Raw genomic sequence first — 25,577 nt, 5'->3', positions numbered from 1 at the left:
CTACAAGCTGATCCGTAAAGTGCAGGGCAAGCACGAACACGTCCATGTGGTGGGGCTGCGCGGCTTCGGCTTTAGCGACGACAAGCTGATCGCCTGATCGGTGGCTGGCTCATCCCGACAGGGGATGACGGCTAAATAGGTGAAAGGGCGGTTTGGACCTAATGCCAGTCAGTTAAGCCTGACTGGCATTGTTTTTATTAGCTTTTTTACATTGTATTTCTGTAGCCTTGGCTTCACGCAGCGGGGGTAACTTCACTCCCTTGTGGCAGCTATTGCAGCAGGTTGTGAGAGTAAAAACCATTGTCGAACTGGGCCAGAAAGTGCTCCGGCGTGCACGCCGCTAGCGCCATTTCGTTGAGGCACCTCTCCCGATGCTGGATGTGGGGTGTGGTAAACGTGGCGGCATTGACCGAGGTATCGGGCATATGTTACATCGCGCCATCGATGGCGTTTTGTGACTTCATTCTCTATACACCGTTCTGATTCTGAAACATTGGGTATCGTCTCTTGCTGCATCAATGGTTTACCATTGCGCCCAATCGAATATGAACACTGCCCTCCTTACCGTGGGTGCGGCATTGCAGTAGAGCACCAAGGATCATCATGGCCGTCAATCAGACCAAAATCTCCGATGACTTGAAAGCGCTGGTCAGCGCACCTGACCAATCCGCATTTATCTTTGGCTTTATGGCCGCCTATGGACTGCCCAAGGCCACGATCACGCATATCAGGCAAGGGGGGAGCCGCAACCTGGCCAAAGAAGCGGGCCACGTTGGTATCAATTCAAAGTTCTACTTTCAGCCGGTGGATGAAGGGGCCGATATAGAGCTCCTTTTTGAACAGCGGATTGCAGCGTGTGCCAGCACCAAGCACAAATACCGCTTCGTCATCCTCACCGATTTTGTTCGCTTCCTCGCGTGGGACGTACTGACTGAAGAGCGACTCGATACTGAACTCGGCGAACTGTTCCGCGAATATGGTTTCTTCCTGCCCTTAGCAGGCCTTGAGAAGGCGATTCTGGGTGCCGAGAACCCTGCCGATGTGAAGGCCGCCGAGAAGATGGGCAAGCTCTTCGATCTCATCAAGAGCCTCAATGAATTGAGTAGACCTGAGGATATTCATGCCCTCAACGTATTCCTGACCCGGCTGTTATTTTGCCTGTTTGCCGAAGATACGGGGATCTTTAATCAGGGCCAGTTCACCTCTGCCATTAAAGGCTACACCGAGGAGGACGGCAGCGACCTCGCTCAGTTCTTGAGAGGCTTGTTCGCCGTCATGAACAGCGAACCCAATAGCGAGTTACGCAAAACCCTACCGTCCCATCTGGCGGCCTTCCCCTATGTCAACGGCGGGCTGTTCGCGGTGGATGAGCCCATCCCGGCGCTCGGCAAGCAGGGCCGCAAGATCCTGCTGGAGTGCTGCATGATGAACTGGGGGGACATCAACCCGGATATCTTCGGTTCAATGTTCCAAGCGGTGATTGATGTCGAGCAGCGCGGCAATCTGGGCCAGCACTACACCTCGTACAGCAACATCATGAAGGTGATCCAACCGCTGTTTCTGGATTCACTGCGCAGCGATCTGGAAAAAAATCGAAAGAGTGTCAATGGCCTTAAGAAACTGCTGGTGCGCCTCGGCAACATCAAGGTCTTCGATCCCGCCTGTGGTTCCGGCAACTTCTTAATCGTTGCCTACAAGGAGTTGCACACCTTGGAGCGGATGGTTATTCAAGCTTTGCAACAGCTTGAACCACAGCAGGGCTTCTCCATGAGCAGTCTGCACCTCGATCGGTTTTACGGTATCGAGATTGACGATTTTGCCTGTGAGATCGCCCGCCTTGCACTCTGGCTGGCCGAACACCAACTTAACAAACAGTGGGAGCAAACCTTTGGCTATGCTCGCCCTGCGTTGCCGCTGAGATCATCTGGCAACATCGTGAGCGGTAATAGCTTGGCCTTGGATTGGCATAAGGTCTGCCCCAAAGGGATTGAGGATGAGGTCTATGTGATCGGGAATCCCCCCTTCTTGGGCACATTGGGTCGTTCGGACGAGCAGCGGGCAGACATGCAAGCTGTGTTTGGCGATACCACGCTAGGTAATCTCGATTTCGTCGCCTGCTGGTTCTGGAAAGGGGCGCACTATATTCAACACTCGCGGGCTGAACTGGCGTTGGTGTCCACCAACTCCATTTGCCAAGGTGAACAGGTCGCCACACTCTGGCCCAGAATGTTTGCGCTGGGACTCCATATTCATCTCGCTTATCCCACCTTTACATGGGCCAACAATGCGCGTGATAAGGCCGCGGTCCATGTGGTGATCGTGGGGCTCTCTTCTCGCTCAAAGTCCAGGCAACTGTTCCAACAAGTTGATGGTGAGTGGCATAGCAGCAATGTATCCAATATCAGCCCCTACTTGGTCGAGGGCAGTAACATTGCGGTTGCAGCACGAAGCACGCCATTAGTAAGCGATGTTCCGCCGCTTATCTATGGCAATAAACCGACTGATGGCGGCCATCTATTCCTCACTCGTGAAGAGCGCGATGAATTACTGAGGCTTGAGCCTCAAGCGGCACGTTGGGTTAAAAAGGTACTTGGGGCCACTGAGTTTTTGAATGCAAAGGAGCGCTGGTGCCTATGGCTGGTTGGGATAACTGACGATGAATTGCAGTTAATGCCACTGGTTACCCGTCGTATACAAAAAGTGGCTGAAACTCGTAGAAAAAGCCCTGATAAAGGGGCTCAGAAATTGGCTGAGCGGCCACATTTGTTCCGCGATCTCAATAATCCAGCTAGTTACATCCTTGTTCCGAGGGTCTCATCTGAGCGTCGCACATATGTGCCGATGGGATTCTTTGATTCTGGAACGATAAGCACGGACCTGAATAATATCCTTCCTAATGGTTCCCGGTATGAATTTGGGATTTTGTCTTCTCTACTACATAACGACTGGATGCGCTTAGTTGCTGGTCGCTTGAAAAGTGATTACCGCTACACGGCGACCATTGTTTACAACACCTTTCCATGGCCCGTTGCCAGCACAGCTCAGCGACAAGAAATTGAGCGATTGGCAGAGGAAGTTGAGCTGGTCCGGGAGGATTACCCCGGCAAAACGCTAGCCGAACTCTATGACCCCGACAAGATGCCTGCTGGCCTGCTTGAAGCACACCGAGTACTGGATAACGCTGTCGATAAGCTCTATCGGGACCGCCCATTTAAGGATGCGGCAGAGCGGGTAAGCCATCTGCTTGGGCTCTATGAAAAGCTCACCGCTGCTACCCGCTAGCCAATGTTGATAAGGACTCTGTTATGGAAAACATCTTGCAAGTGACCTATGCCCAGAACGGGCAGAGCTCGGCGATCAACAGCATGGGAATGCGGGAGATGCAAGCCCGTGCCTTCGCTCAACGCAACAGCCCCTACCTGCTTATCAAAGCGCCACCCGCCTGCGGCAAATCCCGTGCACTGATGTTTTTGGGGCTGGACAAGCTGCTCAATCAGGGCTTGCGCAAAGTCATTGTCGCGGTGCCTGAGATGTCTATCGGCGCATCGTTTAAAGACACTGCATTGACCGAATATGGATTCTTTGCGAACTGGCAGGTTAAACCGGAAAACAATCTCTGCATTCATGGCGGTGAAAAGAGCAAGGTGGCCGCGTTTAAGCGCTTTATGGAGCGTGATGACCCGATCCTTGTCTGCACCCACGCAACCCTGCGTTTCGCTTTTGACGAGGTAGATATCGCCTCGTTTAACGATTGTCTGATTGCCATCGACGAGTTTCACCATGTTTCCGCCAGTGAAGATAGCCGCCTCGGCGCGCTACTCGATGGCTTAATCCAGCAGTCCAATGCACATATTGTGGCCATGACAGGATCTTATTTCCGTGGCGATACCGTGCCCATCCTGACCCCAGAGGATGAAGCCAAGTTTACCAAGGTCACCTACACCTATTACGAGCAACTGAACGGCTATCAACACCTGAAATCGCTCGGGATTGGTTACCACTTCTACCAGGGTCAATATATCGGTGCTTTGCCTTCGGTGTTGGACGCTTCACTGAAAACCATTATCCACATCCCGAACGTGAACTCTGGCGAGTCCACCAAGGACAAGCACACCGAGGTCGATGCGATCTTGGATGTGCTGGGCGAGGTGCAGTCGAAAGATCCCGACACTGGCATCTACTTGGTGAAACGACATGAAGATGGCAAGCGGCTCAAGGTTGCCAATCTAGTGGATGACGATGCCAATGAGCGCCCCAAGGTGCAGGCTTATTTACGTACAATCCAATCAGCCGATGACATGGATATCATCATTGCCCTTGGCATGGCAAAAGAAGGTTTTGATTGGCCCTATTGCGAGCATGTGCTGACCATTGGTTATCGCAGCTCGCTGACCGAAGTCGTGCAGATCATCGGTCGTGCGACCCGTGATTGTCCTGGTAAGACCCACGCCCAGTTCACCAACCTGATTGCCCAGCCTGATGCCCAAGATGACGATGTGAAGGTGTCGGTCAACAACATGCTCAAGGCGATCACCACTTCCCTACTGATGGAGCAGATCTTGGCTCCCAGTATTCAGTTCAAGCCTCGCTCGCAATGGACTGGGGAGGTACTGCCACCCAATACCGTGCTCGTGGGTGATGAGACCGTGCCAGTGTCGCAAACAGTGTTAAATATTCTCAATGGTGGCAAAGAGGAGATCCTGGCTGCGCTGATGGCCAAGGAGAAGGTGGTCAAAGAGGCCATTACTGAAACAGCTCCGCCCGAGGTATTTACTCAGTTAGAACTGCCCTCGGTCATTCAGGAACTCTACCCCGACCTATTGCCCCATGAGATAGAGCAAGTTCGTTCCGGCCTGCTGCAAAGCATGTATATCAATCAGCAGGGCGGGCTGATCCATGAGAGTGACTTGCCTCCCAATGCCGAGATTGTAGGAGGCCCGCGTCCAACCTCTACCGGAGGGACTGGACCCGATGTACCCAAGGATGAAGCAACGGCCAGTAAGCAGTTCTTAAAAATCGGCGAGAAGTTCATCAACATCGACAACCTGAGCATCGACCTGATCGAATCGGTTAACCCGTTCCATGGGGCCTATGAAATCCTCTCCAAATCCGTGACGGCCACCATGCTCAAAACCATTCAGGAGGCGGTCAGCGCCAGCAAGTCACAACTCTCCGAGGAGGAGGCCGTGATGCTGTGGCCAAGAATCAAAGAGTTTACACAGCAAAACCAGCGGGCTCCTTCGTTGCATGCGCCTGATCCCATCGAGGTACGACTGGCAGAAGCGCTGGCCTACATCAAACAGAAGAAACAACAATCTGCGGCTAAACAGGAGAGCTAAGTCATGATCCTGTTGCGATCACATCAGCTCAAACCCAAAGCATCTCTTGAAGATATCTTCGCCGAAGACGATGTATTGGGTTTGCTTGATGTAGCGCCCCTAAAACCGAGAAGTGTGCCAGTTGACCTCGTGAGCAACCAGTTTGGTGACATAGTGGCGTTTTTTGAACAACACGGTAGAGCCCCTCAGAACTCGTACTCTGCCGATATGTCCGAGAAGCTTCTTGCAAGGCGATTGCAGGCGATACGCACAGATCCAGATCAATGCCGTGCCCTTTCAGGTCAGGATATCCATGGCCTGTTGGCAGGGATCGAGGTTGTTGGGAGTGTGGCAGAGAAGCATGAGCAGTATCATGCAAAGGATGTCGCTGCTGAGGCGGTGAATGCATCGACCGTTGACACGTCTGAGCTAGTGACCTCGCTTGACGATATTTTTGCCGACGATGATCTCGGGTTATTGGATTTTGATGCTCCCGATATATTCAGCATGCAGCATGTGCCTAGGGAGAAAAAGGCGTTACCTGACGAGATAGCCCAGCGCCAGCCCTGTCCTGATTTCGCTCGTTTTGCGCCGCTGTTTGAGACCGTGAAAACGGGCCTGCAAGGTGGCGCGTTTTCGCTTGTGCGCTATCGCAACGAACACGGGTTTCAAGTCGGTGATTTCTTCATCTTAAATGGGGTGATGGGTTATGTGCATAGCGCGGGGGCGCGACTGGACCAGTACGAACGGTATAACGCACGACTTCACCTGGTTTTTGATAATGGCACTGAACTACACATGCTCTACCAGTCACTGACCCAGGGGCTTATTCGTGACAAAGAAGGCCGTAAGGTCATGCTAGGTGACAAACTCCTCTTGCCAAATGACGCGCCTATTCCAAGCGGCTTTGTCTATGTGCTCGCGACAAAAAGCACGGACCCTATATTGATGCCCTTCAAACAACATCTCTATAAAATAGGTTTCACCGAGGGAGCGGTCGAAGAGCGGATCAAACACGCCGAAATAGATAAGACGTTCCTGCAAGCCCCGGTCAGGATCATCACGACCTTCCAGTGTTTCAACATGAACACCCACAAGTTGGAGACCTTGGTGCACGGTTTTCTCGCCAAGCAGCGCCTCGATATCACCTTGAAGGGGGTTGATGGCACCAGCTATGCCCCGAGAGAGTGGTTCCATACTCCATTGGCAACCATCCTTGAAGTAATTCACCATATTCTGGATGGGACAATCTCGCACTACCGCATGGACAACACGACCGGAAAGATTGTTGCAAAAAAAACGACCGAAGGTGCGTAATAACAAAACCAAACCCAGCGGTCAGAAATGAACGTCTGGCATAAACCGGAAGCAGGAGAATTAAACTAATGTTCACCGGACTCAAATTAACAAATTTTAAAGCATGGCAAGATACAGGGATCGTTAATTTGAAGCCTGTCACCATGTTGCTAGGCACTAACTCATCTGGCAAATCAACATTGATTCAAAGCCTGTTACTACTCAAACAAACCGTGCGATCACCTGATCGCAGCATTCATCTCAATCTTGGTGGTGATGAAGTCAATGATTTATTTAATTTTGGTGAATTTGACGACGTATTACACCAAGGGTTCGTTGGCGATCGTCAATTTTCGTTGAGTTTTACCTTTCTCTCGCCCGAATCCTCCCGCATTGATAACGGGACTTTTTTCTGTAGTTATGGTCAGAATTCGGCAGGTGGTGTGGCTATTCAAGAATGGCGCGTCGGCACAAATGAACAGCAATTTAAGTCTATTCGCCGTGAGAAAGGTGCATATTCACTTACTGTTGATAAAGAGATTCAACCTCGGGCTAAAGGTCGCCATATATGTCCAGAACGCTCGGTATCGTTGTCCGCTGAAGCAATTGTAGCGCTGGGACAGGATGGCGCAGTGCTTGAAGATTTGAGCCTAGCGATTCGCCGTGAGTTGGAAAATATCATCTATCTCGGCCCACTTCGCCGTAAGCCAGAAAGAGATTATGTTTGGAACAAATCCAACCCTGGTGAGATGGGGAGTGATGGCCATCGCGCCATTGATGTGCTCCTCGCCAGCGCCTTGATAAAAGGCGATGACCAAAATCGCATCATTGAAGGTGTGTCGAAGTGGCTTGTACGAATGAAGGTTGCTGACAAGCTGGAAGTTAAACAAGTGGGGCGCTCAACACGCTACGAATTGGTGGTACACCGTGATGGTGTCGAAGCAAACTTGCGCGATGTGGGCATTGGTATTTCACAAGTTTTACCCGTCTTGACTATCGCCTATTTCGCTCCGAGTGGCAGCACAATAATCCTTGAAGAGCCGGAAATACACTTGCATCCGTTAGCGCAGTCAGTGTTAGCCGAGTTGTTTGTCGAGGTAAGTAAAGAGCGAAACGTTCAGTTCATCGTTGAAAGCCATTCCGAACACCTATTCCGGCGAATGCAAACACTGATCGCCAGACAGAGCATCAAGCCCCAAGACGCTGCAATGTATTTTGTTGAGCGTGAAGGGAGTGTTGCCCGCTTGCGGTCGTTAGAGCTAGATGATTTCGGTAGAGTGCAAAACTGGCCAGAAAGTTTCTTCGGGGATGCACTGGGGGAGACTCGTGAGCAGGCACGATTGATGTTTACGCGCCAGCAGGAGAGTCAGGCATGAGGGATCGCTATGTGATTGATACCAACGTGCTGATTGCCGCTAGTGCTGCTGATCCTACGCATCCTAAAGATATTGATGCAACCCCGACTGATCCCAACTTGAGAATGCAGGTATGGCAATGGCTGTGTGATTTTCAGGAGAGTCCATCCCGGATAGTTTTAGACTCAGCCAATGGTATCTACGACGAATACGAACATAAGCTGGGCTTTAACGACTTCGGTATTCAGGTAGTGATTCACAAATGGAGCACAGCTGCTGTTGATAACGTCGACGTCTCCTATGACGAACATGGGCATGGTGTGTTGCAACCTCCTTTGCTTGCTGTAATCCATGACCATGCGGACAAAAAAATGGTAGCCGCAGCACTGGATTCACGTAGGAAGTATGGCGAGGGCTGTGTTGCCTTTGCTGGGGACACAGATTGGCATGATTGGGAAACGGCTCTTGTGGCGAACAACATCTTGTTGGAGCCAATCATTGAAGAATGGTCACGACAAAAACATGCTGATAAGAAAAAACGATGAAGGGAGGAAAACAGAGTAGGGGAGCAGAGATGAGGCAAGGGCTGGGGATATCAATTCACCAGTGGCCCTTATCGGTATGATTGTGACGTGACCGTGACAAGGGTGCCTGATAGCTCGCCCGGGATGCTGGTGGTCTATAAAAAAGGTGTCGAGATAGTGCGCCAGCCGGTGTTAAAGAGCGAATAGCCATCTCAATGCCATGACAGCGTTTCTCGCCATATATCTGAACTGAAGCGGCCAACGGGCCGCTTTTCTATTTGCCTGGTTTGCGTGCGCGTGTGCTCGACAAGTTGTTTGATATGGCCCACACGCCCGTCAGCTTTGCGGCACCCTGACCCCTTTGTCGAGGTAGAGGCTGCTGTAGTGGGCGCGGTGGGTGACAAACATGATCTGGTGGCGGCTGCCGTCGGAGAGGATAACGAAGTCGCCCGCTTGGGCGGGGCTTTGCAAGGCGATCGCCTGTTCTGGGGCGGCTAGGCGATCGACCTCTTCTTTGAAGCTGAGGGTGTAAGAGTACATATGGCGCTCCACTGCTGGCTCATATCAGACACTGTGTTCAAGGTTAGTGGGTAACCCGCTGATCTGCGGCGCCCGATTGGCGCTGGTGGCGCAAAAAGGGGTGTTAGGGTGGCGAGGGCGTTAGCGCAGAGTGTAGGCGGCTGACGATGTTGAGGGGGTTGTTTGCTTGACGGGCCGGATTATGCGCTGCAGGGATAGGGATAAAAAAGCGGGGAGTGTGACTCCCCGCTAGGGTGTTATCGGTTTAAGCGGCCAGCTTAGCTGCGGGCCAACAGGATACGCAACATGCGGCGCAGCGGCTCAGCAGCGCCCCACAGCAGCTGGTCGCCTACCGTGAAGGCGGCCAGATACTCTGGGCCCATATTGAGTTTGCGCAGACGACCGACCGGAATGCTGAGGGTGCCGGTGACGGCGGCAGGGGTCAGCTCGCGGGCGGTGATGTCGCGATCGTTGGAGATCACTTTTACCCAGTCGTTATGGGCAGCCAGCAGCGCTTCGATCTCCGCCAGCGGTACATCCTTCTTGAGCTTGATGGTAAAGGCTTGGCTGTGGCAGCGCAGGGCGCCGATCCGCACGCACAGGCCATCCACTGGGATCGCGGCCTGTTCTATGCCGAGGATCTTGTTGGTCTCTGCTTGGCCTTTCCACTCTTCGCGGCTCTGGCCGTTGTCGAGTTTGGTGTCGATCCAAGGGATCAGGCCACCGGCCAGCGGTACGCCGAAGTTGTCCACTGGCAGGGTGCCGGAGCGGGTCTTTTCGGTGATCTTGCGCTCGATATCGAGAATCGCGGAGGCGGGATCAGCCAGCTCAACCGCCACTTCGTCGCGCAGCATCCCCATTTGGGTGACCAGCTCGCGCATATGGCGGGCACCGCCACCGGAGGCGGCCTGATAAGTGGACACGCTGACCCACTCGACCAAATTGGCTTTAAACAGACCACCTAGGGCCAGCAGCATCAGGCTGACGGTGCAGTTACCGCCGACAAAGGTCTTGATGCCGTTGCTCAGGGCCTGTTCGATCACGTCGCCGTTGACGGGGTCCAGAATGATGACGGCGTCTTTCTCCATCCGCAGGGAGGAGGCGGCGTCAATCCAGTAACCCTGCCAGCCGGCGGCTTTGAGGCGGGGATAGACATCCTTGGTGTAATCGCCACCTTGGGCGGTGATGATGATGTCCTGCGCTGCCAAGGCCTTGAGATCAAAGGCATCTTGCAGGGTGCCCGCATCCACGCCGACATTCGGCGCGGCTTCACCTGCTTGGGAAGTGGTGAAGAAGGTGGGGTGAATATGGGCAAAATCTTGCTCTTCTTGCATCCGGCTCATCAGAACCGAACCCACCATGCCCCGCCAACCGACCAAACCTACTTTTTTCATAATGTCCTACCCTGGATTGCGACTAAAAAATGCATTGTACCGACGGTGATCCTTGCGATAGCGCGGGCTATTTACAACTCAATCACACAATAAGCACAGTAAAAATGTGTCTGCCCACATTACGGATTGTAGCGACGGGCGCAAGTCGAATTGCGCAATATTCTGTGCCGTGGCTTGCAATATCTGCTGGTCATGGCGAGGAATGGGCTACCTCTGCTGCGCTTGCCCGCGCTGCCACAGTTTTTCCCTGCCAAAGTGGTTGGCTCCTGTTATTATCTGCGGCCAAACATGAGCCATAACCTCAGGATATTGTGATGACTGACCACACCTTTATTCCCGGCAAGGACGCAGCACTGGAAGAGTCCATTGAGCGCTTTCAAACCAAGTTGCAAGCCTTAGGATTCGATATCGAAGAGGCCTCTTGGCTCAATCCGGTGCCTAATGTTTGGTCGGTGCATATCCGTGATAAAGCGTGCTCGCTCTGTTTCACTAATGGTAAGGGAGCGAGTAAGAAGGCCGCGTTGGCCTCGGCCCTTGGTGAGTATTTTGAGCGTCTTTCCACTAACTACTTCTTCGCCGATTTCTATTTGGGTGAGCAGGTAGCTAATGGCGATTTCGTCCACTATCCCAACGAGCAGTGGTTTCCCATCACGGGGGAGTCATTGCCAGCAGATCTGCTCGACAGCTTTACCCGCAAGTTTTACAACCCAGATGGTGAAGTGACCGCCGAGATGCTGGTGGATTTGCAGTCTGGCAACGAGGAGCGCGGGATTGTGGCGTTGCCGTTTGAGCGCCAGTCCGATCATGAGACCGTCTACATCCCGATGAACATCATCGGCAACCTCTATGTTTCCAACGGCATGAGTGCGGGCAATACCAAAACCGAGGCGCGCACCCAGGCGCTCTCTGAGGTGTTCGAGCGCCATGTGAAGAACAAGATCATCGCGGAGGCGATCAGCCTGCCGCAGATCCCGAGCGAAGTGATTGCCCGTTATCCGGGGATTGCAGCCTCCATTGCGGCGCTGGAAGCCGAAGGCTTCCCGATTTACAGCTTCGATGCCTCCTTGGGTGGCCGTTATCCGGTGATCTGTGTGGTGCTGCTCAACCCAAGCAACGGCACCTGTTTTGCCTCTTTTGGTGCTCATCCACGGTTTGAAGTGGCGTTTGAGCGCACCGTCACCGAGCTGCTGCAAGGGCGGAGCCTCAAAGATCTGGATGTGTTCGTGCCCCCTTCGTTTGATAACGAGCAGGTGGCGGATCACCATAACCTTGAGACCCACTTCATCGACTCCTCAGGCCTTATCAGCTGGGATCTGTTCAAGGAAGAGGCTGATTTCGCGTTTGCCGATTGGGATTTTCGCGGCACCTCGCAACAGGAGTTTGATCACCTGATTGGCATCTTCCATGAGCTGGAGCAGCCAGTTTATATCGCCGATTACGAGCACCTTGGTGTCTACGCCTGCCGTATTCTGGTGCCCGGCATGTCTGATATCTATCCGGCTGAGGATCTGCTGCTGGCCAACAACACCATGGGCGCGCACCTACGCGAGACCATCTTGGCGCTGCCGGCGCTCGACTGGGAGGCCGAGCAATACATGGCGCTGTTCGATCAGCTGGACGAAGAGGGGCACGACGAGCGCACCCGAGTGCGCGAGCTGCTGGGCATCGCTGCCGCCAAGGGCAGCGTGCTGCACACCCTGCGGGTGGGCGAGCTCAAAGCCATGTTAGCGCTGGCCGCTGGCGAGCTGGAGAGCGCGCTTGATCTCATCGACTGGACCATGGAGTTCAACCAGTCGGTGTTCACGGCCGAGCGGGCCAGCTACTACCGCGCCCTGCGCGCTTGCGTTGAGCTGTTCTTGGACGAGGAGCGGGATCCGGAGCAGTATCGCGCGGTCTTTAGCCGTATGTATGGCGAGCAGACGCTGGCCCAGGCATGGGCCAACGCCAGTGGCGAAGCACGCTTCCATGGGCTGGAGGCGGCTGACCTGTCGCTTTCTCAGTTCCCGCTGCACCAGAAGCTGCTGGCGGCCTACGAAAAATTGCAACAGGCCAAGCGTGGCCACCAGTGGGCGTAACCAAGCGCACGTCATCAGGGGCCTATCGGCCCCTTTTTCTGGTGGGGTGAGTCGCTGGTGTGGTCGCACTAAAGATGAAATTAAAAACACAAAATGGCGTTAGCAAGGGGAGAGAACCACGGCTAGGCCAGCCCTTGGTGCAACCCTATCTTGCCACTCCCTCTTGGCGTTAGCTGAGAATAAATGATTTAAAATCATCATATTAAAAATAGTGATTAGTTATTTCAGTTGAAATTAGGTGTAAATAGTTATGGCCAATCGGCACTTGGGTTTGTAGTAAAATTACATACGCCTTTTTGTAAAAATTGATCGAGGTCAATTTTGGCTGATGGCCCCTTTGTTATTATTTCGGCAGGCAACCTAATTCAGGTAGAACATATAGTGAAAGCTGAATCCCCATTCGATTGTCTCAAGCCCGAAGCCATTGCTGCATTGGCTGAAGACATCACCTATGCCAAGGCGACCAAGCCGGCAGCAAAAGTCATTCCCCTCGCCATTACCGCAGGCGCCTTTATCGCCATCGCGTTCGTCTTCTACATTACGGTCACCACTGGCTCCTCGACCATGTCGTGGGGGATGGCCAAGCTGGTGGGCGGTCTCTGCTTCTCCTTGGGTCTGATCCTCTGTGTACTGCTCGGCGGCGAGCTATTTACCTCCACTACCTTGACGCTGGTGGCTAAGGCAGCCAATCGCATCACATGGGGCCAATTGCTCAAAAATTGGGGGGTTGTCTATTTCGGCAACTTGATCGGTGGGCTGATCATCGTGGCCTTGATCGTCATCTCAGCCGAGTACATGGCTGCCGATGGCCAGTGGGGTCTCAACGCCTTGAAAGTGGCGCAGCATAAGATCCATCACACTTTTTTCGCAGCGGTTGCTCTTGGCATCCTCTGTAACCTGATGGTCTGTCTGGCTGTGTGGATGGCATTTGGCGCTCGCAGCGCGACCGATAAAGTGCTAGTCATGTTGCTGCCGGTTGCGATGTTTGTCGCCTCTGGCTTTGAGCACAGTATCGCCAACATGTTTATGATCCCGGTCGGTATCGCTATTCATAGCGTTGCAGGCCCGGAGTTTTGGCAGGCCATCGGCCAGGATCCAGCAGCATTTGCCGACCTGACCGTATCCAATTTCGTCTTATACAACCTTGTACCGGTCACCATCGGAAATATCATTGGCGGTGGCATGATGGTTGGTTTGACGTACTGGTTTATCTTCCGTCGTCATCATTAAGGATGATTGCGGGATACAACATCAATACCGTGTGAGGTAATGAAAATGGCAGAACTTAACGAGCAGTTCCAAAAAGCATGGGCAGGTTTCGCGGCCGGTGAATGGCAGACCTCTGTCAACACCCGTGACTTCATCCAGAAGAACTACACCCCATATCAAGGTGATGAGTCTTTCCTGGCTGGTGCGACCGACGCGACCACCAAGCTGTGGGACAAGGTCATGGAAGGGATCAAAATCGAAAACCGCACCCACGCGCCGGTCGATTTTGATACCGACCTGCCCTCCACCATTACCGCACACGATGCCGGTTATATCGATCAGAGCCTAGAGCAGATCGTGGGTTTGCAGACCGACAAGCCGCTCAAGCGCGCCATCATCGCCAACGGCGGTATCAAGATGGTGAAAACCTCGTGCGAAGTGTACGGTCGTCAACTTGACCCCATGGTTGAGAAGATCTTCAGTGAGTACCGCAAGACTCACAACCAAGGCGTGTTTGACGTTTACACCAAAGACATCCTCAACTGCCGTAAATCCGGGGTGATCACCGGTCTGCCGGATGCCTACGGCCGTGGCCGGATCATCGGTGACTACCGTCGTGTCGCGCTGTATGGCGTGGACTTCCTGATGGCCGACAAACTGGCCCAGTTCAAGTCCCTGCAAGCGGATTTGGAAAACGGCGTCAACCTCGAAGCCACCATCCGTCTGCGTGAAGAGATCTCTGAGCAGCACCGTGCCTTGGCCCAGATGAAAGTGATGGCTGCCAAATATGGTTGTGATATTTCCATGCCAGCCAGCACGGCCAAAGAAGCGGTCCAGTGGACTTACTTCGCTTACTTGGCGGCGGTGAAGTCGCAAAACGGGGCTGCGATGTCCTTCGGTCGTACCTCCAGCTTCTTGGACGTGTACATTGAGCGCGACCTGCAAAAGGGTCTGATCACCGAGCAACAAGCCCAAGAGCTCATCGACCACATGGTGATGAAGCTGCGTATGGTGCGCTTCCTGCGTACCCCAGAATACGATTCACTGTTCTCTGGCGACCCGATGTGGGCGACCGAGACCTTGGCCGGGATGGGCGTGGATGGCCGGACGCTGGTGACCAAAAACAGCTTCCGTATCCTCAACACCCTCTACACCATGGGCCCGTCCCCTGAGCCAAACCTGACCATTCTGTGGTCTGAGCAGCTGCCAATCGGCTTCAAGAAGTATTGCGCCAAGGTTTCTATCGAAACCTCATCTGTGCAGTACGAGAACGACGATTTGATGCGTCCAGACTTCAACAACGATGACTATGCCATCGCTTGCTGTGTCTCCCCGCAGGTTGTCGGTAAACACATGCAGTTCTTCGGTGCCCGTGCCAACCTGGCCAAAACCATGCTGTACGCCATCAACGGCGGGGTGGATGAGAAGCTCAAGATCCAAGTTGGTCCAAAGACTGACAAGATCACCTCTGAGTACCTCGACTACGACGACGTCATGACCCGTCTGGATAACTTCATGGACTGGCTGGCTAAGCAATACGTAGCGGCGCTGAACATCATCCACTACATGCACGACAAGTACAGCTACGAAGCCTCGCTGATGGCACTGATGGACCGTGATGTCTATCGCACCATGGCCTGTGGTATTGCCGGTCTGTCGGTAGCGGCTGACTCCTTGTCGGCCATCAAATATGCCAAGGTTAAGCCGATTCGCGACGAAGACGGCGTGGCCGTTGACTTCGAGATCACTGGCGAATATCCGCAGTTTGGTAACAACGACGCGCGCGTTGATGACATCGCCTGTGAGTTGGTTGAGACCTTCATGAAGAAGATCCAGAAGCTCAACACCTACCGTGGCGCGGTAGCGACCCAGTCTGTGCTGACCATCACCTCCAACGTGGTGTATGGCAAGAAGACCGGTAATACCCCAGATGGCCGCCGTGCAGGTGCTCCGTTTGGACCTGGCGCTAACCCGATGCACGGTCGTGACCAGAAGGGTGCCGTGGCGTCCCTGACCTCGGTGGCCAAGCTGCCGTTCGCTTACGCCAAAGATGGTATCTCCTATACCTTCTCCATCGTGCCGAACGCCCTGGGTAAAGATATGGAATCCCAGAAAGCCAACTTGGCTGGCCTGATGGATGGTTACTTCCACCATGAAGCCAACTTGGAAGGGGGTCAGCACCTCAACGTTAACGTGATGAACCGTGAGATGCTGCTCGATGCCATGGAAGACCCAGAGAAGTATCCACAGCTGACCATCCGGGTGTCTGGTTATGCGGTGCGGTTTAACTCGCTGACCAAAGAGCAGCAGCAGGACGTGATCACGCGGACCTTCACCGCCTCGCTCTAAGGGGTCGGTTGCTGGTTAGCGCAGCCTGTTAAGGGGTGGGTTAACCAAGTCGTAAGGTGGTTTGTGCAAGCAAACCACCTTTTCTTTTTTGCGTTTGTGGCGCTAGCGGGGCGGTGGCAGCGTAAGCCAAGCGACCCAATGGCTTGCCCCTTGTGATCGACGCTCGCTGAGCCGCGCTTGGTATTAACACTCGGTTAGGTTGACAGCCAAGCCGCCTCGGGCGGTCTCTTTGTATTTCGTTTTCATGTCGTTACCCGTTTCCCACATGGTTTTGATCACCTTATCCAGCGATACCTTGTGCTCCCCCGTACCGCGCAGGGCGAGCCGAGCGGCGTTGATCGCTTTGACTGCCCCCATGGCATTGCGCTCGATACAAGGCACTTGTACCAAACCGCCAATTGGATCACAGGTGAGGCCAAGGTTGTGCTCCATGCCGATTTCGGCGGCATTCTCCACCATGGCGGGACTGCCACCCAGCAGTTCGGTCAGGGCACCTGCCGCCATCGAGCAGGCGACCCCCACCTCTCCCTGACAGCCGACCTCGGCCCCTGATAGCGAGGCATTTTTCTTATACAGGGCCCCGATGGCGGCGGCAGTCAGGAAGTAACGGATCAATACCTCGTCATCCACCTTGTGGACGAAGCGATCGTAGTAGTGCAACACGGCGGGAATGATCCCCGCTGCGCCATTGGTGGGGGCGGTGACGACCCGCCCGCCGGCGGCATTCTCTTCGTTGACCGCTAGGGCAAACAGATCGACCCACTCCATCACCATCAGCGGGTCCTTGTTGAAATTCGTTTCACTGCTTAATTGGCGGTAGAGCGCAGGGGCTCGGCGACGTACCTTAAGCCCGCCCGGTAGCACCCCTTCGCTTTTGCAACCCCGCTCGACGCAGCCTTGCATGGTTTGCCAAATGGCACGCAGCTCCGCCTTAATCTGCTCGTCACTGCGAAACATTCGCTCGTTAGCCAAGATCACGCCACACACCGAGAGACCGCTCTCTTGGCAGTGAGTCAGGAGCTGGGCAGCGCTGTCGAAGGGGTAGGGGACCGGATGACGGGCATCGAGCTCGGCCGCGGCCTGTTTAGCATCGGCAAACTGGCTCTCTTCAATGATGAAGCCACCGCCAATGGAGTAGTAGGTTTGCGCCAGCAGTAGCTGATCGTTGGCGTTAAACGCCCGAAGGGTCATGCCGTTGGTGTGAGCGGCGAGGGTCTTGCGCCGATTGAACATAATGGCGCCGCTGCGGGGAAAATAGCTGGCTTGTTCGCCTGCGAGCAGCAGTGCTTGGTGTTGCTCCACCGCGCTCAGAAAGGCGGGGATGGCATCGATATCGACGGTGCTGGGGTCAAATCCGGCTAACCCTAGGATGATCGCTTTACCGGTGCCATGGCCCTTACCGGTTTGGCCGAGTGAGCCGTAGCACTCGACCTCCACCCGATGAGTGTGGCGCAGGTAGCCCTGCTGTTTAAGTTGGTTGACGAAGGCGCACGAGGCGCGCATTGGTCCTACCGTGTGGGAAGAAGAAGGGCCGATCCCAATAGAAAACAGATCGAAGACACTGATCATGACACCACTCCACTGATGAGTTTTGTGAGGGCATTGTAAATTTTTTGTCGGCGTTGCACAGCGACAAACGCGCTGGGTGTGGGCAAAGGTGGCGAAAAGCGAAGGTGAGCAGGCGGTGATCAGCCGTCAGGGCTGGATTAGGGCAGATGACGCGGGATGCGCTGGGTGGCATCCCGCGTCAGCATAAGGGCGATTAATCGAGAAATTCGCACAGGTAGGCAGTGGGCGCGGTCACTTGCAGTTTGAACGAGGAGTCACCCGCGACGTGGAAGGATTGACCCTGCTCATAGGTGTGCCACTTATCGTCATTGGCCAGCTGGATGGTCAGGGCCCCTTTGATCACGGTCATCCGCTCAGGGGCGCCGGTGTTAAATAGGTAGTCACCTGTATTCATCACCCCCACGGTAGATTTGTCACTGGCGTGCTCAAAACCGATGGATTTTACATTACCGTCAAAATACTCGTTAACTTTCAGCATCTTTACATCCTTGTTGGAACAATTGGAGGGCCAAGCTAGCACAGTTTTTTAGCCGTTGTCATGAAGGAATCGCCTGAATATGGCCCCCTTTGCCCTGAACGTCAGATTTTATCGATGTCGATCAATCCCCCAGAACCCTGATTTGGTGATGTTAAACCGTCACAAAATATGAGATAAATCGACTAAATTACGGTAATTCATAGGTTATTTCGCCACCTACGTGTTGATTTAACCGATGAAGTGTTGCAGATGATAGAAAAAGGAATATTTTGTGTTAAAAAAAGGAATCATTAAAAACATTGGCTTCCAAGTGGTGGTGGCCATGGTGTTGGGAGCCTTGGTTGGCGCATTGATGGGTCAGCAAGCCAGCCTCTTTGCCCCACTGGGGACGCTGTTTATTCAGCTGATTAAAATGCTGGTGATCCCGCTGGTGGCGGTGGCGATCCTCTCTGGCGCAGCTAATCTCGGTGCCAGCCCTGCGGCGGGTAAAATAGGGGTATCCACCCTGGCATTTTTCCTGATCACCTCCGCCTTGGCCGTGCTGCTGGCGTTGGTGATGGGGCAGCTGTTCAAACCCGGCGTGGGCCTTGAGCCCGATGCGATGTCCTCGATGTTCTCTGGCGATTATGCCGACAAAGGGGCCTTGCCGGATGCGGTCTCGACCCTGCTTGGGATGATCCCAACCAACGTCTTCCAGTCGCTAAGCGAGGCCAATATCCTGCAGATCTTGGTGTTCTGTATGTTCTTGGGAATCGCTTTAGCCAAGCAACCTCGTGAGCGGGCTAAGCCGTTAGTGGATGGCTTAAACACCTTGGTTGATGCCTTTGTCTGGATGATCAACAAGGTGATGCTGATTGCCCCACTCGGGGTCTTTGGCTTGATGGCTGATGCTATCGGCACCTATGGCTTTGATGTGCTGACCTTGGTATTCAAGCTGTTTGTGGTCTATGTCGCCGCCATCTTGATCTTTGGTTTTGTGGTCTATCCCCTGCTGGTGGGCCTGTTCTCGACAACCCCTGTGAAGGCGTACCTCTCGGCCATGAAGAAGCCGCAAATTGTGGCATTTTCCACCGCATCCTCGATGGCGACCTTGCCCGTCAATATGGAGACCTGCGAGCAGGATCTGAAGGTGAGCAATGCCACCGCCTCTTTTGTGCTGCCCCTTGGTGCCACCATTAACATGAGCGGTAACGCCATCTATTACGGTTTGGTTGCCATCTTCTTTGCTCAGGTTTACAACATCGATCTCAGTGCCGGTGCGTGGGCTGCGATCATCTTGACCTCTACCTTGGGGGCCATTGGCCAAGCGGGGGTACCGGGCCCGAGCTTCTTGGTGGTGGCCGTGCTGCTCGCCGCGGGTATCCCGATCGAAGGTTTACCGCTGCTGTTTGCACTCGATCGCCTGTTCGACATGATCCGTACTGCGCTCAATATCTCTGGTGATGCCGCCTGTGCGGTGATCGTGGATCGTTTCAGCCCAGAGTACGACCCTGCGCGCTGGCAGAAATAGTCCATCCCAGACACCTAGGGTTTATTGGTCAGCCCTCACCGCAAGGTGAGGGCTTTTTGCTATCTGGAGTGAGCTAAAAAGGTGCCAGTTCCCCGTGGGGTGGCAAGCGAGGCCTGTTAGCCGTGGGTCATGGTGAAGCAAGCGGTGTGGGTCGGGATAAGCAAGGGGAGCATGGCTCCCCTCAACAGGGGTCGATAAACGATAGGCAATCAGTGAAGCGGCTGAAATATCAGCGTAGACATGAAGAAATCGACACTCGGGTGGCTATTTTTCTGCAATGGCAAGAAATGCATGGTCGTTGCTTACTAAAGCAGCGGTGCGACCGATTACAGACCGGATGAATGTCTCTCTATCCGGCTTAGAACTGTGACAATGAGGGTAGAGAGACAGCAACCAGAGTAAAGAACACCGTAAAAATGGCAGTAACAACAAACTCTTTCATCTTTTTTCTCCCTTGGTTAACTGTTGATAATGTCAAGATACCACATTGAGCGGGTAAAACAAGGGATAACATGAATAAATGAGCTGTTTTTGTGTTGTGTATGGTGAGTGACTTATTTTTGACGATGTTAGGCTATTTTGTCGCCTTTTTGTGGCGGGCCCTGTTTGTTTGTTTTTATTTAATTGATTTCAAAAGGGTTTATCTCTATTTTTGGCACGAAGTATTGTCGTTATTACGATTAATGCGCGTGAAAAATCACTCTCTTGCGGCGATAAGGTCAGATTTTACTGACAAAACTGCTCAGCGACAGCTTTTGCCATCTCTGCGGTGATAAAACCCATCGTACAACATTTTTGGTTGCTCCGCTGGCCTTCGCTTATTACACAACCCTATTAATATCAGTGCTGGCAGCCCATTTCGCGGCGCTCAGCGCTGAGCATTAAAATAAAAATGCATCGTGGATGGAGCCGGATCGGCGGGCTGCGTGGCGGCTGGTGGTGGGAGACGCGGCAACGGCGCAGGCAGCCAGCGAGAGTGGCCTACGTCGGTATTAGCCCAGAGCGCCTGCGTGGCAAGCATAATGGGGCTAAGCGCCATGGGGCGAGGGCATGACCAGCAGAAGGAGGGGCACGAGCAGGGCGCCGTTAGGATCAGCCATGGGCCTGCCGTAACAGGACGCGAGGTCACGGCACGGCCTGCGAATGTCAGCGCAGCAATGAGCAGCGGGTGTGTGGGTTCTGCCTAGGGGAGGGGATGTTAACTAGCCCAGGTGATGATGTGGTCAATCCACTCGCCTGCTTGTGCTTCATGGACCACTTTACCCCGCACAGATTGTCCCGCTTGGTGCATTGCGGAACGGCTACCGGTTAACAGCGGGTGCCATGCGGGCAGGGTGCCCCCTTCGGCAAGCAGGCGATAGGCACAACTGGCGGGTAGCCAATCATACTCGGCAATTTTGTCGTAGGTGATTTGCAGGCAATCGGGCTCTTTTTGGAAGCGATTGGCATAATCCGAGCACTGGCAGGTCTTGGTGTTGAGCAGATCACAGGCGACATTGGTGAAGACCAGCTCCTCGGTATCTTCATCAATCAGTTTGTTGAGGCAGCATTTGCCACAGCCATCGCACAGGGATTCCCACTCGGATTCGCTCATCTGCGACAGGGTTTTGGTTTGCCAAAAAGGGGCTTGCATCATACTGCTCACTTAATACCCGACTAAAAGCGGGTGGTTATACCCCGTGTGTCACGCTATTTCAAGTCGGCGATCTCAATCTGCTCAGGTACGGTGTAACAGAGGCGGGATACCGCAGTATGCCCGCCGATAGCGCCGTTAGCCGTAGCGGGCCAAGGTCAGCCCTTCGTCGCTGATGGCCGGTGGGGTGCCGCTAATAAGATCACACAGTAAGCGCCCTGAACCGGCCGCCATGGTCCAGCCTAGGGTGCCGTGGCCGGTGTTCAGCCATAGCCCAGGGATCGGGCTTGGCCCTACCAGCGGGGTGCCATCCGGTGTCATCGGGCGAAGCCCAGTCCAGAACTCGGCGCGGCTAAGGTCGCCGCCTGCGGGGAAGAGATCCCCCACCACCATCGCTAGCGTGTCGTGACGTTTGGGGTTGAGAGCAAGGTTATAGCCGGACAATTCGGCCATGCCTCCGACGCGGATCCGTTCATCGAAGCGGGTAATGGCGACCTTGTAGGTTTCATCTAACACGGTGCTGCGCGGTGCGGCGTCAGGGTTCGTCATCGGCAGGGTCAGGGAGTAGCCCTTGACGGGGTAGACCGGCAGATCCAGCCCAAGTGGCCGTAACAGTGGCCGCAAAAATCCGGTGGCATAGCTGCCAAGGGCACAGACAATGGCATCGGCTTGAAAGCGCTGTTCACCCGCTCGCACGGCCACGGCGCGGCCTTGTGCTAACTCAATCTCGTCGATGTCGCAATTGAACACCATCTTGACCCCGAGTTGCTGCGCCTCGGCGGCCAGTGCTTGGGTAAAGCGAAAGCAGTCGCCGGTTTCGTCACCCGGTAAGCGTAGGCCGCCGACGATCTTGCCGCGTACCCGCGCCAGCGCAGGTTCAGCCTCTTCACAGCCTGCGCCATCAAGGGACTGGTACGGCACACCATACTCCTCCAGCACCTCGATATCCCGCAGACTGGCATCCCGCTGACTCTGGCTTCTAAACAGTTGCAAGGTGCCCAGTTGACGGCCCTCATAGTCGATGGCCAGCGTGTCACGCAGCGTCTTCATGCAGTCACGGCTGTAGTGTGCAAGCCGGACCATGCGCCCTTTGTTGGTGGCATAGGCGGCCGGCGTGCAGTTAGCAAACATCTGCAGCATCCAGCGTAACTGGAAAGGATCGGCGGTGGGACGAACCGTAAAAGGGGCGTGTTTTTGCAACATCCATTTGGCGGCTTTGAGGGGGATCCCAGGGGCGGCCCAAGGCGCTGCATAGCCGGGGGATATCTGGCCGGCGTTCGCGTGGCTGGTTTCCAGAGCAACGCCGCTGCGCCGCTCTAGCAGGGTGACGTGGTGACCTGCTTTAGTCAGATACCATGCGCTGGTTACGCCAATGACGCCGCCACCGAGAACAACTATCTCCATTATGTCTTTCCTTGACTCACCTATTTGCTGTGGTGACACCTTAATCAGCCACAACAGGATATTCAACTACTCTGGTGAGGATTGGGATCTCCATCTGGCTACTAGCACTTTATTGGCATGAGGTGTGCCCATAATGACGTAAGTCGGTATAAAAAACTAAGGTGTCACCGTTCAAGGTCGCCACGGCTTGGGCACACTCACAGCGATGCCAGCTGACTGAGATAGTGCTCGGCGGTGGCCAGCACCGCTTGTTGCTGCGCCTGGGGTTGCGCGTCCCAGTTAGCATAGGGCAGGGCGAGCCTAGCATTGCTGCCAAGACGGTCACGATGGCGCCACAAAAAGTGCCAATACAGGGGGTTGAAGGGACAGCAGCCTTCGCCACTGCGGGCCTTGACCTGATAGTGGCACCCTTTGCAGTAGTGCCCCATGCGATCAAGATAGGCGCCGCTGCTGGCGTAGGGCTTACTCCCCATCAAGCCGCCGTCGGCAAATTGGCTCATGCCACGAGTGTTAGGCAGCTCTACCCATTCGATGGCATCGACGTAAATCCCCAGATACCACTCATCAACCTCCGTTGGGTTGATCCCTGCCAGCAGAGCGAAGTTACCGGTCACCATCAGCCGCTGAATGTGATGGGCATAGCCGTGTTCAAGGGACTGAGTGATGGCGTGACGCACGCAGGCCATCTTGGTTTGCCCATGCCAGAAATAGGGGGGAAGGGGGCGCTGGGCATGTAAAAAATTGCTGTCGCGATAGGCGGGCATTTTTTCCCAATAGAGGGCGCGCACAAACTCGCGCCAGCCCAAAATCTGGCGGATAAAGCCCTCGACTTGAGGCAGCGTAATGAGCTGCTGATTGGCTTGCCAGTGCGCCTCTGCGGCGCGGATCACCTCCAAGGGATGAAGCATTTTACTGTTGAGGGAGAAGGATAAGCGGCTATGAAATAGGCTCCAGCCCCGTTCGCTGAGGGCATCTTGATAACGGCCAAATGAGGGCAATAAGTGGCTGAGGAAATGGTCGAGCAACTGCCGACTTTGACGCCGAGTGACTGGCCAAGGGAGTGCATTAGCATCGGCTTGACCAATGGTCTGGACGCCGTGGCGTGTCAGCATGGCATCAATGTCGTGCACCTTGTTGGCAAAGAGCAGAGGGGCGGGGATCGGGCAGTCACGGGGGAGTTTGGCGCGGTTGTCGCCATCGAAATTCCAGCGGCCCCCGAGGGGATGCCCCGCCGCATCAAGCAACACCTGATACTGTTTACGCAGTGTGCGGTAGAAGAACTCCATCCGGCTGTGTGGATAGCGCTGCCAGCCATCCCGGGGCGTCAGAAAGTGCTCGCTGTCGACTTCGCGGGTGGCGAGCGGGAGCGCGGCCGCCCACTGGGTCAGCTGGTTGGCTAAGCGCCACTCATCAGGACTTTGCCAAGCAAAAGAGCTGGCCTGATGTTGCTGCAGTTGGCTCTCTAGCAGGCTCGGTAAATCTGGCCAGTGGGCAGTGTCATCCAGGGTCAGATAACAGACCTGATGCCCAGCTTGGGTGAGCGCCGCTGCAAAGGCGCGCATCGCCGCAAAGAAGGCCAGCACTTTTTGCCGATGGTGGCGACAATAATCGGTCTCTTGACGTAACTCGGCGATCAGGTAGTAGACGGTTGGGTCTGGGGTGCGAAACCAGCTATGACTGGCATTGAGCTGATCCCCCAAAATTAAACGCAGTTCCATCAGAGAGGCACTCCTGTGGCGGGATGAGCACGCTGGCGACGGCAGCGTTCACTGCAGTAGCGTACTTCGTGCCAGTGGTGGGCCCACTTGCGTCGCCAGCGAAATGGGCGTTGGCAAACGGGGCAGATTTTTTCAGGCAAATGGGGCTTGCGGTGCATCTTTCCTTTGGCCTCCGGTCTTTGCAGGTTAAACGACCGGATGGCGCCACCGGATCATCCGGTTATGCCGCCAGCCACGCCCAGGCTGTTGCTGTTGACGGGGCATGAGCCAGCGGCGGGGCTACACGGCCCGGTATTCCAACACCACTGAGCCGAGCGCCTTGAGGGTCGATTGCGCGGCATCACGCTGGCTAATGCTGCCGTTGCGGCTCTCTAGCAGCACCGCTCGGCGCAAGCTGGCGAGATCTTCACCGCGCAGTACCCCGTGGGCACACGCCATCTGCATGGGCGGTAAGCTGGGGTTGAACGCGGCATTCTCAGCGTAACGGCCGCAGACAATGTGGCCATTGGCAAATTGCAGCGCGACGCCCGCATACCCTTGGCTGTAGGGCGCATAGCTCTGCTGGGCCGCCGCTAATGCAGCCAGCCACAGTGGATCATCGCTATCGAGTTGCAGCGCGTGGTGGGAGTGTGGGCTCATCAGGGCATCGGTGATCCCCAGATCTGCGGGGCCAAATGAGTGAGGAAGAAACCCAGACAGGGTGTTGCTGTCGTTGGGCAAGGAGATGTGCAGGGTGCGGGCGGTATTCAACTCATTCATAAACTGCCGACAGTGGCCACAAGGGGTGTAGTTGACGGTGATTTCCGCGATCCCTGTCTCGCCAGAAAGCCAAGCGTGTGAGATAGCCGACTGCTCAGCATGAACCGAATGAAACAGCCCTTGGCCAGCAAACTCCATGTTCGCGCCCAGATACCAAGCACCGCTGTTGCCACAGGCAATGGCACCGACAAAAAACTGCGAGATCGGGGCGATGGAGTAGGCGGCGGCCACCGGCAGCAGCGCCAAACGCAAAGCGCGATCATCCAAGGCACTGGCATTTTTCAGGGTTGTGACGTGGGCTGGGGTAAACTGGCCGCAAAATCCAGCGCTTGCGAGTATCGGCTGTAGCGCGGTGCTGAGTGGAATAGGCAGGGTATCGAGTGGCTTGATAAAACGGGGATGCATAGTGTGTCCTCAAAGAGCCAATGGCTGGCTATTGTAGGGAGTCACTTGGCTGAAATGTGTGA

19 protein-coding genes are annotated in these 25,577 nt (G+C 54.6%); 9 read left to right on the top strand and 10 right to left on the bottom strand.

Features of this window, described 5'->3' with window-relative positions; all coding sequences use genetic code 11:
- Nucleotides 1-269 precede the first annotated feature (269 nt).
- On the bottom strand, nucleotides 270-425 hold the full coding sequence (locus CUC53_RS18980) for a hypothetical protein (protein WP_167386774.1): 156 nt from the start codon (nucleotides 423-425) through the stop codon (nucleotides 270-272).
- Nucleotides 426-603: 178 nt separating this feature from the next.
- Here CUC53_RS18980 and CUC53_RS15670 point away from each other — a divergent pair, with 178 nt between their 5' ends.
- The 5 genes from CUC53_RS15670 to CUC53_RS15650 all read left to right on the top strand — a co-directional run bounded on the left by CUC53_RS15670 (nucleotide 604) and on the right by CUC53_RS15650 (nucleotide 8,514).
- Nucleotides 604-3,282, top strand: coding sequence for a class I SAM-dependent DNA methyltransferase (locus CUC53_RS15670; protein ID WP_100295011.1), 2,679 nt, complete (start codon nucleotides 604-606; stop codon nucleotides 3,280-3,282).
- A gap of 23 nt (nucleotides 3,283-3,305) precedes the next feature.
- Complete coding sequence (locus tag CUC53_RS15665) at nucleotides 3,306-5,339, top strand: DEAD/DEAH box helicase (protein ID WP_100295010.1); 2,034 nt, start codon at nucleotides 3,306-3,308, stop codon at nucleotides 5,337-5,339.
- Nucleotides 5,340-5,342: 3 nt separating this feature from the next.
- A complete protein-coding gene (locus CUC53_RS15660) occupies nucleotides 5,343-6,635 on the top strand; it encodes a GIY-YIG nuclease family protein (RefSeq protein ID WP_100295009.1) in 1,293 nt (430 codons plus the stop codon).
- A 68-nt stretch (nucleotides 6,636-6,703) separates the two neighbouring features.
- Entirely contained in the window at nucleotides 6,704-7,990 is a 1,287-nt protein-coding gene (locus CUC53_RS15655) for an AAA family ATPase (protein WP_100295008.1), read from the top strand.
- Nucleotides 7,987-8,514, top strand: a complete 528-nt coding sequence (locus tag CUC53_RS15650; RefSeq protein WP_100295007.1) for a hypothetical protein — start codon at nucleotides 7,987-7,989, stop codon at nucleotides 8,512-8,514. Before CUC53_RS15655 ends, CUC53_RS15650 begins: the two co-directional genes overlap by 4 nt.
- Nucleotides 8,515-8,829: 315 nt before the next feature.
- On the opposite strand, the gene CUC53_RS15645 is transcribed toward CUC53_RS15650, so the two are convergent.
- On the bottom strand, nucleotides 8,830-9,033 hold the full coding sequence (locus CUC53_RS15645) for a hypothetical protein (RefSeq protein WP_100295006.1): 204 nt from the start codon (nucleotides 9,031-9,033) through the stop codon (nucleotides 8,830-8,832).
- A 257-nt stretch (nucleotides 9,034-9,290) separates the two neighbouring features.
- On the bottom strand, nucleotides 9,291-10,406 hold the full coding sequence (gene asd / locus CUC53_RS15640) for an aspartate-semialdehyde dehydrogenase (RefSeq protein WP_100295005.1): 1,116 nt from the start codon (nucleotides 10,404-10,406) through the stop codon (nucleotides 9,291-9,293).
- 314 nt (nucleotides 10,407-10,720) lie between these two features.
- On the opposite strand from asd, the gene ycaO reads away from it, so the two are divergent.
- The 3 genes from ycaO (at nucleotide 10,721) to pflB (ending at nucleotide 16,039) form a co-directional block, all read left to right on the top strand.
- Nucleotides 10,721-12,481: a 30S ribosomal protein S12 methylthiotransferase accessory factor YcaO gene (gene ycaO, locus CUC53_RS15635; RefSeq protein ID WP_100295004.1), complete on the top strand. Its 1,761-nt coding sequence runs from the start codon at nucleotides 10,721-10,723 to the stop codon at nucleotides 12,479-12,481.
- A gap of 381 nt (nucleotides 12,482-12,862) precedes the next feature.
- The gene (focA, locus tag CUC53_RS15630) at nucleotides 12,863-13,711 is read left to right on the top strand and encodes a formate transporter FocA (protein ID WP_100295015.1); all 849 of its coding nucleotides are present in this window, start codon (nucleotides 12,863-12,865) and stop codon (nucleotides 13,709-13,711) included.
- A gap of 45 nt (nucleotides 13,712-13,756) precedes the next feature.
- Nucleotides 13,757-16,039, top strand: a complete 2,283-nt coding sequence (pflB, locus tag CUC53_RS15625) for a formate C-acetyltransferase (RefSeq protein ID WP_100295003.1) — start codon at nucleotides 13,757-13,759, stop codon at nucleotides 16,037-16,039.
- Between the two features lie 183 nt (nucleotides 16,040-16,222).
- Here the strand turns inward: pflB and CUC53_RS15620 are convergent, their stop codons facing one another.
- Nucleotides 16,223-17,608 (bottom strand): L-serine ammonia-lyase, encoded by a 1,386-nt coding sequence (locus CUC53_RS15620; RefSeq protein ID WP_100295002.1) that lies wholly within the window; start codon nucleotides 17,606-17,608, stop codon nucleotides 16,223-16,225.
- A gap of 193 nt (nucleotides 17,609-17,801) precedes the next feature.
- Nucleotides 17,802-18,086, bottom strand: coding sequence for a pyrimidine/purine nucleoside phosphorylase (ppnP, locus tag CUC53_RS15615; protein WP_100295001.1), 285 nt, complete (start codon nucleotides 18,084-18,086; stop codon nucleotides 17,802-17,804).
- A gap of 271 nt (nucleotides 18,087-18,357) precedes the next feature.
- Between ppnP and CUC53_RS15610 the strand changes: the two genes are divergently transcribed.
- On the top strand, nucleotides 18,358-19,596 hold the full coding sequence (locus CUC53_RS15610; protein ID WP_100295000.1) for a dicarboxylate/amino acid:cation symporter: 1,239 nt from the start codon (nucleotides 18,358-18,360) through the stop codon (nucleotides 19,594-19,596).
- A 1,198-nt stretch (nucleotides 19,597-20,794) separates the two neighbouring features.
- Here the strand turns inward: CUC53_RS15610 and CUC53_RS15605 are convergent.
- The 5 genes from CUC53_RS15605 to cdd all read right to left on the bottom strand — a co-directional run bounded on the left by CUC53_RS15605 (nucleotide 20,795) and on the right by cdd (nucleotide 25,515).
- Nucleotides 20,795-21,229 carry a YcgN family cysteine cluster protein gene (locus CUC53_RS15605; RefSeq protein ID WP_167386776.1) on the bottom strand — a complete coding sequence of 145 codons (435 nt, stop codon included), beginning with the start codon at nucleotides 21,227-21,229 and terminating at the stop codon, nucleotides 20,795-20,797.
- Nucleotides 21,230-21,367: 138 nt separating this feature from the next.
- Complete coding sequence (locus CUC53_RS15600) at nucleotides 21,368-22,633, bottom strand: D-amino acid dehydrogenase (protein ID WP_100294998.1); 1,266 nt, start codon at nucleotides 22,631-22,633, stop codon at nucleotides 21,368-21,370.
- A 197-nt stretch (nucleotides 22,634-22,830) separates the two neighbouring features.
- Nucleotides 22,831-24,351: a cryptochrome/photolyase family protein gene (locus CUC53_RS15595; RefSeq protein ID WP_100294997.1), complete on the bottom strand. Its 1,521-nt coding sequence runs from the start codon at nucleotides 24,349-24,351 to the stop codon at nucleotides 22,831-22,833.
- On the bottom strand, nucleotides 24,351-24,509 hold the full coding sequence (locus tag CUC53_RS15590) for a DUF2256 domain-containing protein (RefSeq protein WP_100294996.1): 159 nt from the start codon (nucleotides 24,507-24,509) through the stop codon (nucleotides 24,351-24,353). The genes CUC53_RS15595 and CUC53_RS15590 overlap by 1 nt, the downstream gene beginning before the upstream one ends.
- Nucleotides 24,510-24,630: 121 nt before the next feature.
- The gene (gene cdd / locus CUC53_RS15585) at nucleotides 24,631-25,515 is read right to left on the bottom strand and encodes a cytidine deaminase (protein ID WP_100294995.1); all 885 of its coding nucleotides are present in this window, start codon (nucleotides 25,513-25,515) and stop codon (nucleotides 24,631-24,633) included.
- Between the last annotated feature and the right edge of the window lie 62 nt (nucleotides 25,516-25,577).

The sequence above is a fragment of the Aeromonas cavernicola genome (assembly GCF_002795305.1).
GTDB lineage: Bacteria > Pseudomonadota > Gammaproteobacteria > Enterobacterales > Aeromonadaceae > Aeromonas > Aeromonas cavernicola.
The sequence above is the reverse complement of the archived record's forward strand: the minus strand, read 5'-3'. Positions and strand labels throughout refer to the sequence as shown.

Excerpts from the sequence above, each read along its gene's own strand:
- CUC53_RS15605 (WP_167386776.1), bottom strand. The coding sequence starts at position 21,229 with ATGCAAGCCCCTTTTTGGCAAACCAAAACCCTGTCGCAGATGAGCGAA.
- CUC53_RS15655 (WP_100295008.1), top strand. The coding sequence starts at position 6,704 with ATGTTCACCGGACTCAAATTAACAAATTTTAAAGCATGGCAAGATACA.
- CUC53_RS15620 (WP_100295002.1), bottom strand. The coding sequence starts at position 17,608 with ATGATCAGTGTCTTCGATCTGTTTTCTATTGGGATCGGCCCTTCTTCT.
- CUC53_RS15645 (WP_100295006.1), bottom strand. The coding sequence starts at position 9,033 with ATGTACTCTTACACCCTCAGCTTCAAAGAAGAGGTCGATCGCCTAGCC.
- CUC53_RS15665 (WP_100295010.1), top strand. The coding sequence starts at position 3,306 with ATGGAAAACATCTTGCAAGTGACCTATGCCCAGAACGGGCAGAGCTCG.
- asd (WP_100295005.1), bottom strand. The coding sequence starts at position 10,406 with ATGAAAAAAGTAGGTTTGGTCGGTTGGCGGGGCATGGTGGGTTCGGTT.
- cdd (WP_100294995.1), bottom strand. The coding sequence starts at position 25,515 with ATGCATCCCCGTTTTATCAAGCCACTCGATACCCTGCCTATTCCACTC.
- CUC53_RS15650 (WP_100295007.1), top strand. The coding sequence starts at position 7,987 with ATGAGGGATCGCTATGTGATTGATACCAACGTGCTGATTGCCGCTAGT.
- CUC53_RS15590 (WP_100294996.1), bottom strand. The coding sequence starts at position 24,509 with ATGCACCGCAAGCCCCATTTGCCTGAAAAAATCTGCCCCGTTTGCCAA.
- pflB (WP_100295003.1), top strand. The coding sequence starts at position 13,757 with ATGGCAGAACTTAACGAGCAGTTCCAAAAAGCATGGGCAGGTTTCGCG.
- ppnP (WP_100295001.1), bottom strand. The coding sequence starts at position 18,086 with ATGCTGAAAGTTAACGAGTATTTTGACGGTAATGTAAAATCCATCGGT.
- CUC53_RS18980 (WP_167386774.1), bottom strand. The coding sequence starts at position 425 with ATGCCCGATACCTCGGTCAATGCCGCCACGTTTACCACACCCCACATC.
- ycaO (WP_100295004.1), top strand. The coding sequence starts at position 10,721 with ATGACTGACCACACCTTTATTCCCGGCAAGGACGCAGCACTGGAAGAG.
- CUC53_RS15595 (WP_100294997.1), bottom strand. The coding sequence starts at position 24,351 with ATGGAACTGCGTTTAATTTTGGGGGATCAGCTCAATGCCAGTCATAGC.
- CUC53_RS15660 (WP_100295009.1), top strand. The coding sequence starts at position 5,343 with ATGATCCTGTTGCGATCACATCAGCTCAAACCCAAAGCATCTCTTGAA.
- CUC53_RS15600 (WP_100294998.1), bottom strand. The coding sequence starts at position 22,633 with ATGGAGATAGTTGTTCTCGGTGGCGGCGTCATTGGCGTAACCAGCGCA.
- CUC53_RS15670 (WP_100295011.1), top strand. The coding sequence starts at position 604 with ATGGCCGTCAATCAGACCAAAATCTCCGATGACTTGAAAGCGCTGGTC.